We start from the raw sequence: 9,525 nt of genomic DNA on the forward strand, positions 1-9,525 counted from the left end.
ATATCGGCGTGAAGATCTTCGGCCCGATCCACGGCGCGTTGTTCGTGGTCTACGGACTGCTGACGCTCGTGGTGGCCCGGCGGCGCCGCTGGACGCTCGTGCAGACCGGGCTGGCCCTGGTCAGCGCGGTGCCCCCGTTCGCCACAGTGCTGTTCGAGCGCTGGGCGCGCCGCCGGGGCCTGCTCGACGCGCCGGCCCCGGTCGCGCGACCGCTCACCCCCGCCGGTCGCTGACCGAGGCAAGGTCCTCCGCGAGGAAACCGGCCAGCACGTCGGTCAGCTCCCGCGGCGCCTCCTCGGCCATGTGGTGCCCGGACGGGATCGAGGCGGTCCGCACGTCGTCGGCCCAGTCCCGCCAGATCGCGGCCGGGTCGCCGTACAGGTCGACCATGTCGTCGCGCTCGGACCAGGCGAACAGCACCGGGCAGCCGATCCGGCGTCCGGCGGCGCGGTCCGCGTCGTCCGCCGCCCGGTCCGGACCGAGCCCGGCCCGGTAGTCCTCACACATGGCGTGCACGGTGGCCGGATCGTGGATGGCGCGGTGGTAGTCGGCGTACGCCTGCTCGCCCATCTCCTCCGGTGAGCCGCCGTACCAGGCGTGCGGATCGGCGTTTATCACCCGCTCGGCCGGTTTGGCGAGCTGGCCGAGGAAGAACCAGTGCCACCAGCGGGCGGCGAACCGGGCGTCGCAGCGGGCCAGCGCCTCACCGATCGGCACCCCGTCCAGCACACCCAGGCGGCTCACCCGGTCCGGGTGGTCCAGGGCGGTGCGCATGGCCACGTACGCCCCGCGGTCGTGTCCGACGACGGCGGCCCGGCGGTGGCCGAGCGCGTCGAGTAGCCCGACCACGTCGGCGGCCATCGCCCGCTTGGAGTAGACGGTGTGCTCCGGGTCGCTCGGCGGCTTCGACGAGCCGCCGTAGCCGCGCAGGTCCGGGCAGATCACCGTGTGGCGCGCGGCCAGCCGCGGCGCCACCCGGTGCCAGGTCGCATGGGTACGCGGGTGCCCGTGCAGCAGCACCACCGGCGGCCCGGAGCCGCCGTGGCGTACGCGCAGGCGCACCGCGCCGGCGTCGATCTCGGTGAGCGTGAATCCGGCGAACATGGCCGCAGCGGTGCCCGCCGCCGGCGACGGGGAAACCTAGGTCAGCGCGGAGCAGGCGGCCACGCCGAACAGCAGCACGGCGCCCAGCACGGCCTGGAGCAGCAGCGCCGGACCCAGGTGCGACCAGAGCGTGGCGGTGCGCGGGGTGAGCAGCTGCCCGGTGGTCAGGTTGACGATCCGCTCGATCCGGGGCGGCAGATCCTCGTCGCGCTGCGCCCGCAGCGTGAGCTGGACGTGGTCGCCGGGGTGCAGCGCGCTCTGCGGCAGGTGGCCGTGCAGCTCGACCTCGACCAGCCGGCCGGCGGCGTCGCGGACCCGGACCGGGGTGACCAGGAACTCCGGCCCCTTCTTCAGCTCCTTGAAGCTGCGCCGGGCCCCGCCGCCACCGCTGCTGAGCAACGCGCGCACCACCTTCAGCAGCAGCCCCACCACCCCCGCGGCGGTCAGCACCGCGACCAGCGCCGGCTGCCCGACCCGTACCTCCCGGGCGTAGCCCTCCATCAACCGGACGAGACGTCCGGTGACGACGCGCTCCGCCGGGTGGACGACGCGACGGGTATGCAGCTCCGTGTCCATGTTCACCACCGAGAGTTCCGATCCGTGCACAGATGGTATCGACCCGTGGAGTTGAACGACGTGAATGAACACCGGTCACGCCCGGGCGGCCGGCAGGTGAACTCCGCCGGGGCGCGGGTATGCGTGCGGCCGAGCCGGAAAGGGGTCGAGCATGCAGCTGTCCTTCCTGCGCCCGCTCTACAACCGTCCCGGGCCCTGGTGCTCGGTGTACATGGACGCCTCCCGCGACACCCAGGACGCGCGAGCGCAGGTCGACCGGCGCGGGCGGGCCCTCAAGGGCGACCTGCTGAGCCAGGGCGCCGACCCGGTCACCGTCGAGGCGGGGGAGGAGGTCGTCCGCCGGCCCCAGCCGGTGCCCGGCGACTACGGCATCGCCGTGTTCGCCACCCGGGGCCGCGTGGTGCTCACCGAGTACCTGTCCGCGCCGCCGCTGCGTGACCTGGCGAGCTGGTCGGCGCTGCCGCACACCATGCCGCTCGTGGCCCAGCGCGGCGAGCAGGTGGCCTGGGTGCGGGTGCTGGCCGACCGCACCGGCGCGGACGCGATGGCGGTCAGCGCCGGCGGCGTTCCGCGCCGCGCCCACGTCACCGGCGGACAGAGCCGGCAGCTGCGGCGCGTACAGCCGGGCGGCTGGTCACAGTCCCGCTACCAGCGCGCCGCCATGGAGGCGTGGCACCAGAACGCCGGCGACGCCGCCGCGGCAACCGCAGACCTGGCCGAGCGGGTCGGCGCGGACGTCGTGGTGGTGGCCGGGGACATCCGCGCCACCGGCATGATCGCCGCCCAGCTGCCGGAACGGTGGCAGGACGTGCTGGTCCGCACCGACGCCGGCGCCCGCGACGTCGGCGCGGACGACACGCTGATGGACGACATCACGGCGCAGACCGTCGCCGAGGTCGCCGACCGGCGCGTCACCGCCGCCCTGGACCGCTTCGGCGTGCAGGAGGACGTCGGCGCCGGCCTCGACGCCGTGGTCTCCGCGCTGCAACGCAACCAGGTCGACACCATGCTCATCGTGGACGACCCGTCCGCCGACGGCGAGCTGTGGGTGGGCCCCGAGCCGACCGAGATCGCCACCGACCCGGGCCAGCTGTCGGACATGTCGGTGGCCGACCCCCAGCGGGTACGCGCCGACGCCGCGCTGCTGCGCGCGCTGATCGGCACCGACGCGGACCTGACGGTGCTCGCGCCCGAGGAGGCGCCGGAGCTGACCGACGGGGTCGGCGCGGTGCTGCGCTACGTCGACGCGAGCACGCCCGGGCGGGGTAATGGCTGAGCGCATCGTCGCCGACCTGGTGGTCGAACGCCTGCGGGCCTGGCGGGTGCCGCGGGTCTTCGGCTGTCCGGGCGCGGCGATCGCCCCGCTCGTGGGCGCGCTCGACGACGCGGGCGGGGACCCGGCGTTCGTCCCCGCCCGGCACGAGGAGACCGCTTCGTACATGGCCACCGGGCACGCGAAGTTCACCGGCGGCGTCGGGGTGTGCCTGGCCACCCAGGGGCCCAGCGCGGTGCACCTGCTCAACGGGCTCTACGACGCCAAGCTGGACAGCAAGCCGGTCGTCGCGATCGTCGGCGAGGACGTCACCGGCCCGCTCGGCGGCGCGCACGAGGAGATCGGGCTGAGCCGGCTCTTCGGCGACGTGTGCAACCAGTTCGTCCGCTACGGCCGCCGCCCGGAGCAGGTGCCGGCGCTGCTGGACCAGGCGTTCCGTACCGCCGCCGCGACGCGCAGCCCGACCTGCGTGGTGCTGCCGCGCGCGTTGCAGGTCACCGCCGTACCGGACCTGCTGCCGCAGACCGCCGGAGTGGTCACCGCGACGCCCGGCGAGCCGCTGGCCCGGGTGCTGCCGCACGACGCCGACCTGGACGCCGCCGCCTCGCTGCTGGGCAGCGGGCAGCGGGTGGCGATGCTGGTCGGCCAGGGCGCGCACGGCGCGGCCGAGGAGATCGTCGCGCTCGCCGACCGGCTCGGCGCGGGCGTGGCCACGTCGCTGCTGGGCAAGCCGGTGCTGGACGAGCGGCTGCCGTTCCACACCGGCGTGCTCGGCGAGGTCGGCACCACCGCCGCCGCGCAACTCATGGGCGGCTGCGACACGCTGCTGATGATCGGCACCAACGATCCGTGGACCGACTGGTTCCCGATGCCCGGCCAGGTACGCACCATCCAGATCGACATCGACGGCCGGCGCGTCGGCACCCGCTACCCGGTGGACGTGCCGCTCGTCGGCGACACCGCCGAGACGCTGCGGGCACTGCTGACCCGGGTGCCCGACCAGCCCCACCGCGAGTGGCGCGGCATGGTGGAGAAGATGGTGGACCGGTGGCGGGAGACCGCCGCCGAGCGGGCCGCCACGCCCGCCGAGCCGGTCAACCCGCGGCTGGTGCTCCGCGAGCTGTCCGCCCGGCTGCCCCGGCACGCCTCCGTCGCCGTCGACGTCGGCTCGGTCGTCTACTGGTACGCCCGGCACCTGGAGCTGCCACCGGGGGTGCAGGCGCGGCTGTGCGGCACGCTCGGCTCGATGGGCTGCGCGCTGCCGTACGCGGTCGCGGCCAAGCTGGCCCGCCCGGACGAGCCGGTGATCGCGCTGCTCGGCGACGGCGCGATGCAGCTCAACGGCCTGGCCGAGCTGATCACGGTGGCACACCACTGGACGCGGTGGCGCGATCCCCGGCTGATCGTGCTGGTGCTGAACAACCGGGACCAGTCCGGTGTGGGCGGCGGGCGTACGCCCGGGCGACGACGCTCCGACGTGCCGTACGCCGGGTGGGCGCGCCTGCTCGGGCTGCACGGCGTACGGGTGGACCGGCCGGACCTGGTCGGCGCCGCCTGGGACGAGGTGCTCGCGGCCGACCGGCCCGCCGTGCTGGAGGCGGTGGTGGATCCGTCCACGCCGCTCGACGTGCCCGAGCCGGCGCTGGCCGACCTGCGCGGCCTGGTCGCCGACGGTGACGCCGCCCGCCGGGTGCGGGAACGGGTGATCCAGACCGAGGCCATCGCGGCCGACGAGATCGTCTAGCGGCATCCGGGCGGCCCACCCTCTCTTCCCTCGCGATCTTGCAGTTCCGGCCCCCTGAGTGCCCGGTTCAGGACGGTTTTCCGGGGACCGAAGTGCAAGATCGCGGGGGAGGTGGCAGGGGGGGCAGCGCTCGCGGTCGCCGGGCGGCCCGGAGACGTCTCGATCGGCGTGCCCCCTCGGGTGTGACCAGCGCGAAGTCGTTGCGTTCCAGCGGCGGTCCGTCCCGGTACGGGGTGATGGTCGCCGCCGGGGTGCTCCCGTCGTCGGGCATGCGCCGTGCAGTGCCCGTCCCGGTCCGGCCCATACCCGCCCGTGACGGCGGGCGCGCGGCGCGACGGCGTACCTGGGTGCCGCGGGCGGTGCGGCCACCGGGCGGGCCTTGGTCCTGCCCCGTGGGGAGATGCCCCGTTTAGACCCCAGATGGACGGGAAGCCGGGCCGCGTGGTGAGCGAACGAGTCGAACGGGCCGGCGGCGCGGGACTGCCCGCCGAGCGGGTGGTGGCGGCCGGCAGCGCCGCCCGGACCCTGGTCGCCGCGACCGCCCGGGCGCTGCGCGGCGACGACTGCGGCGACCTCGGCCACCCGGGCGCGCTGTCGCGCCTCGGAGGCGCGCCCGAGCCGGTACGCCGGGCCGCCGCGTCGCGGGCCGCCGGGCGGGCCGCGCTCACCGCCGCCCAGATCGCCGCCGTGGACGCCGAGCGGGTGGCCGGATGGTTCACCGGACAGTACCCGGACCGGCGCTGGCCCGGCGTGGTGCTCGGTTCACCGCACGGCGCCGCCGCCCACCTCGCGGTGGCGCTCGGCGTGCCGTGGTTGCCGGCCGGCTTCGAGATCACCGCCCGGTGGAGCCGGGGGGCGGTGGACCGCCCGGACGCCGCGTACGCGCACGGCGCCACGCTGGCCGCCCGGCTGCTCGACGCCAATCCGCGCGTGCACGTACGCCAGGTGCACTGCCCGGCGTCGCTGAACGCGCCGGTCGGCGGGGAGAGCTCGGCCGAGTTCGGTGACCTGGTCGGCGAGTCCGACCACGCGCTGGAGTCGGTGGACGACCGGGTCACGGTCAGCGGCCTGCTGCACCGGCTGCCCTGGCGGGAGCGCCGCATCCTGGCGATGCGCTTCTACGGCAACCAGACCCAGGCGGAGATCGCCGCCCGGTTCGGCATCTCGCAGATGCACGTGTCCCGGCTGCTGTCGCGGGCGCTGACCTGGCTGCGTCAGGCGATGCTGGCCGAGGCGCCGCCGCCCTGGCAGAACGGCGCCGCCGAGGCCGAGCCGGCGAAGGCCCGCATCTCGGTGAAGCAGAACGGCGACCGGGTGGTGGTCGAGGTCGGCGGCGAGGTCGACCGGGCCGGCGCGGACCAGCTGCGCCGGGCCGTGCTCAAGGCGGTCACCGGGCAGCCCCGCGAGGTGGTGGTGGACCTGGTCGGCGCTGGTGGCTTCGACGCCGGCGGGATCGCCGCGCTGATGGCCGGGCGGGACGCCGCCGCGCGTACCGGGGTGCCGCTGCGGCTGACCCGGGTGCAGCCGGCGGTGCGCCGCTCGCTGACCGCTGCCGGACTGCCGGCCGCCGACTGACCCGCCGCACGCACGTACCGCGCCGGCTCCCACCACGGGAGCCGGCGCGCGGCGTACGCGACGGGGGCCGGCACCCGCACGGCGCCGGCCCCCGTCGGGTGTCTCAGTTCTCCGGGGTGTCCCCGTGCCCGCGCGGGTGCCGCCACCTGTCGTTGGGCTGGTCGTCGCGCTCGGCGTTGAGCGCGCTGTCCTCCGGCTCGTCGGTCTCCTCGAAGCTGGGCCGGCGTACCTCCTCCGGCACCGGCACCTCCACCGGCCGGGCGCCGGACTGCGGAGCGGGCTGGTAGTCCACCGCCTCGGGCGCCCCGTACGCGCCGCCGGCCGACGGGGACTCCGGCAGGTGCCGCTCGTGGCGCAGCTCCTCGCGGAAGCTCTGCGGCGGCTTGGTGGTGCGCTGCGGCAGGTCGCGGCCCAGGTCGGAGACGAGCGGGCCGTACTTGAGGTCGAACGCCGGCCGCTCGGAGCGGATGCGCGGCATCCGGTCGAAGTTGCGCAGCGGTGGCGGGCACGTGGTGGCCCACTCCAGCGAGTTGCCGAAACCCCACGGGTCGTCCACGGTGACCATCGCGCCGTACCGCCACGACTTCCAGATGTTCCAGATCACGAACAGGGTGGACGCGCCGAGGACGAACGAGCCGATGCTGGAGATCGTGTTCAGCGTGGTGAAGCCGTCACCGGGCAGGTAGTCGGCGTACCGGCGGGGCATGCCTTCGTTGCCGAGCCAGTGCTGCACCAGGAACGTGGCGTGGAAGCCGACGAACATGGTCCAGAAGTGCATCTTGCCCAGCCGCTCGTCGAGCAGCCGCCCGGTCATCTTCGGGAACCAGAAGTAGAGCCCGCCGAACGCGGCGAACACGATGGTCCCGAACATCACGTAGTGGAAGTGCGCCACCACGAAGTAGCTGTCGGTGACCTGCCAGTCCAGCGGCGGGCTGGCCAGCAGCACCCCGGTCAGGCCGCCGAGCAGGAACGTCACCAGGAAGCCGACGGCGAACAGCATCGGCGTCTCGAACGTGATCTGTCCCTTCCACATGGTGCCGATCCAGTTGAAGAACTTCACGCCGGTCGGCACCGCGATCAGGAAGCTCAGGATGCTGAAGAACGGCAGCAGCACCTGGCCGGTGGCGAACATGTGGTGCGCCCAGACCGTCATCGACAGCACCGTGATGGCGATGGTGGCCAGCACCAGGCCGGTGTAGCCGAAGATCGGCTTGCGGGAGAACACCGGAATGATCTCGGTGATGATGCCGAAGAACGGCAGCGCGATGATGTAGACCTCGGGATGGCCGAAGAACCAGAACAGGTGCTGCCACAGCATCGGCCCGCCGGTCGTCGAGTCGTACACGTGCGAGTGCAGGAGCCGGTCCGAGGCCAGCGCCATCAGCGCGGCCGCCAGCAGCGGGAACACGAAGATCACCAGCACGCTGGTGAGCAGCGCGTTCCAGGTGAAGATCGGCATCCGGAACATGGTCATGCCCGGGGCCCGCAGCGTCACGATCGTGGTGATCAGGTTGACCGCGCCGAGGATCGTGCCCAGGCCGGACACGGCCAGGCCGACCACCCACAGGTTCCCGCCGACGCCGGGGGAGTGCTGCGCGGTGCTCAACGGCGTGTACGCGGTCCAGCCGAAGTCCGCCGCGCCGGCCGGGGTGGCGAACCCGCCCACGACCATCAGCGCGCCCAGGAAGTAGAGCCAGTACGCGAACGCGTTCAGCCGGGGGAACGCCACGTCGGCGGCGCCGATCTGCAGCGGCACCAGGTAGTTGGCGAACCCGAAGAACAGCGGCGTCGCGAACAGCAGCAGCATGACCGTGCCGTGCATGGTGAACATCTGGTTGTACTGCTCGGGGGAGACGATCTGCATCCCCGGCCGGGCCAGCTCCGCCCGGATGACCAGCGCCAGGATCCCGCCGACGATGAAGTACGCGAACGACGTGATCAGATAGAGCAGGCCGATCTGCTTGGCGTCGGTGGTGCGCAGCAACCGCCACAGCGCGTTGCCCTTCACCGCTTCCCGTACGGGCCCGGGGAAGCCCCCGAACCGGGCCGGCGCGAGGATCGCGGGCCCCCGGTCTCGTGCCGGTTCCGTGACTACCCGCTTGGGCATGGCATCTCACCCCGTGTGACGACAGACAGGACGGGCGGGCGTACCCGGCCCTCTGCCCATGTAACCAGGCGAGAGCGGAGAATTCGGTCAATTAGCCGGGAGCATGGCCCAGACGACCTTGCCGGCGCCGACCGGGGTGCTTCCCCAGCGCTGGGTCAGCTCCCGCACCAGCATCAGCCCACGGCCCCCCTCGGCGCGCGGGTCGCGGCTGGTCGCGGCGCGCGCGTCGGCCGGGCTGCCGTCCATCACCGCCACCCGCAGGTACGGCCGGCGCAGCGTCAGCGTCACCTGCATCGGGGTGCCGGCGTGCCGCACCACGTTGCCGACCAGCTCGCTGAGCACCAGCGAGGCCGGGCCGGCCAGCTCCGGCACGTTCCACCTGCCGCACGCCTCGGTGACCAGCTCCCGCGCCCGCCGGCAGGCCCCGGCCACCGGCTCCAGCCGCGCCCGCAGCCGGGGCGCCGAATCCGCGCCGGCCAGCGCCGCCGCCTCGGCGCAGTCCCGGCGCACCGGCACCACCCGGCAGGCGGTGGTCTCGTTCAGCCAGGCCGCCGTCTCGGCGCAGGGCGCGGCGAGCACCATCGGCACCGCCGGCCAGTCGGCTGCGCGCCGCGCGGCGGCGGCGAAGACGGACAGCGCCAGCGGCTCGCCGACCTCGATCTCCTCCAGGTCGACCACCAGGGCGTCCGGCTGCGCGGCGAGGCACCGGTCCAGCACCTCGTGCACCGCGCGCATCGTGCCCAGGTCGAGCGCGCCGGCCAGCCGTACGACAGTGACCGGCGACTCGTCGCGGACCTCGCACCTGATCCGGGTCACCATCGCCGTCCTCGTTTCCGTTTCGTCGGGGAGGGTCGCCCGGCCGCGGCGGTCGCCGCCTCCCGCAGCCGGAGGACTACGGACGTACCCGGGCCCCCGGCCCCCGAAACCGGGCATCCGGGCCGCCGGGGCGCAGGTCAGCGGCGGTCGCCGCGTCGCGACGCGAGCAGCCCCAGGACCAGCATGGCGGCGCCCAGCAGCAGGTGCAGCCAGGCGTCGGCGCGGTTGACCGCCAGCACGTTCGCCGCGTCGCGCCGGTCGACCGCCAGGCCGGTGAGCCACAGCGCCAGGTAGACCGCCCCGGCGCCGTCCAGGATCGCGCGGGCCCCG

Annotated in this window: 8 protein-coding genes and 2 pseudogenes; 5 read left to right on the forward strand and 5 right to left on the reverse strand. The window is 74.4% G+C overall.

Annotated features, from left to right (window positions below):
• Window positions 1-233 (forward strand): DUF3817 domain-containing protein (locus tag KBX39_RS13315; protein WP_210870780.1); only part of this gene is annotated, 233 nt, incomplete at its 5' end.
• Here KBX39_RS13315 and KBX39_RS13320 read toward each other — a convergent pair.
• Both KBX39_RS13320 and KBX39_RS13325 read right to left on the reverse strand, forming a co-directional pair.
• Window positions 214-1,104, reverse strand: coding sequence for an alpha/beta fold hydrolase (locus tag KBX39_RS13320; protein WP_210870783.1), 891 nt, complete (start codon window positions 1,102-1,104; stop codon window positions 214-216). The two genes, KBX39_RS13315 and KBX39_RS13320, sit on opposite strands and share 20 nt — an antisense overlap.
• Window positions 1,105-1,140: 36 nt before the next feature.
• A complete protein-coding gene (locus KBX39_RS13325) occupies window positions 1,141-1,689 on the reverse strand; it encodes a hypothetical protein (protein ID WP_176722897.1) in 549 nt (182 codons plus the stop codon).
• Window positions 1,690-1,831: 142 nt separating this feature from the next.
• Here KBX39_RS13325 and KBX39_RS13330 point away from each other — a divergent pair, with 142 nt between their 5' ends.
• The 4 genes and pseudogenes from KBX39_RS13330 to KBX39_RS34060 form a co-directional block, all read left to right on the forward strand.
• Window positions 1,832-2,956, forward strand: a complete 1,125-nt coding sequence (locus tag KBX39_RS13330; RefSeq protein WP_210870786.1) for a Vms1/Ankzf1 family peptidyl-tRNA hydrolase — start codon at window positions 1,832-1,834, stop codon at window positions 2,954-2,956.
• On the forward strand, window positions 2,949-4,697 hold the full coding sequence (locus KBX39_RS13335; protein ID WP_210870788.1) for a thiamine pyrophosphate-binding protein: 1,749 nt from the start codon (window positions 2,949-2,951) through the stop codon (window positions 4,695-4,697). Before KBX39_RS13330 ends, KBX39_RS13335 begins: the two co-directional genes overlap by 8 nt.
• Window positions 4,698-5,117: 420 nt before the next feature.
• Window positions 5,118-5,660 (forward strand): annotated as a pseudogene (locus KBX39_RS34055) (hypothetical protein); the annotation flags it as partial.
• Window positions 5,652-6,272 (forward strand): annotated as a pseudogene (locus KBX39_RS34060) (sigma-70 family RNA polymerase sigma factor); the annotation flags it as partial. The pseudogenes KBX39_RS34055 and KBX39_RS34060, both read left to right, overlap by 9 nt.
• A 103-nt stretch (window positions 6,273-6,375) precedes the next feature.
• Here KBX39_RS34060 and ctaD read toward each other — a convergent pair.
• The 3 genes from ctaD to KBX39_RS13360 all read right to left on the reverse strand — a co-directional run.
• Complete coding sequence (gene ctaD, locus KBX39_RS13350; protein WP_043324493.1) at window positions 6,376-8,379, reverse strand: cytochrome c oxidase subunit I; 2,004 nt, start codon at window positions 8,377-8,379, stop codon at window positions 6,376-6,378.
• Between the two features lie 87 nt (window positions 8,380-8,466).
• On the reverse strand, window positions 8,467-9,198 hold the full coding sequence (locus KBX39_RS13355; protein ID WP_043324490.1) for an ATP-binding protein: 732 nt from the start codon (window positions 9,196-9,198) through the stop codon (window positions 8,467-8,469).
• A gap of 134 nt (window positions 9,199-9,332) precedes the next feature.
• A partial coding sequence (locus KBX39_RS13360; protein WP_210870790.1) for a DUF4383 domain-containing protein occupies window positions 9,333-9,525 on the reverse strand: 193 nt, incomplete at its 5' end.

Source organism: Micromonospora sp. D75 (assembly GCF_018070405.1).
In the GTDB taxonomy this organism is placed as follows: Bacteria; Actinomycetota; Actinomycetes; order Mycobacteriales; family Micromonosporaceae; genus Micromonospora; species Micromonospora chalcea.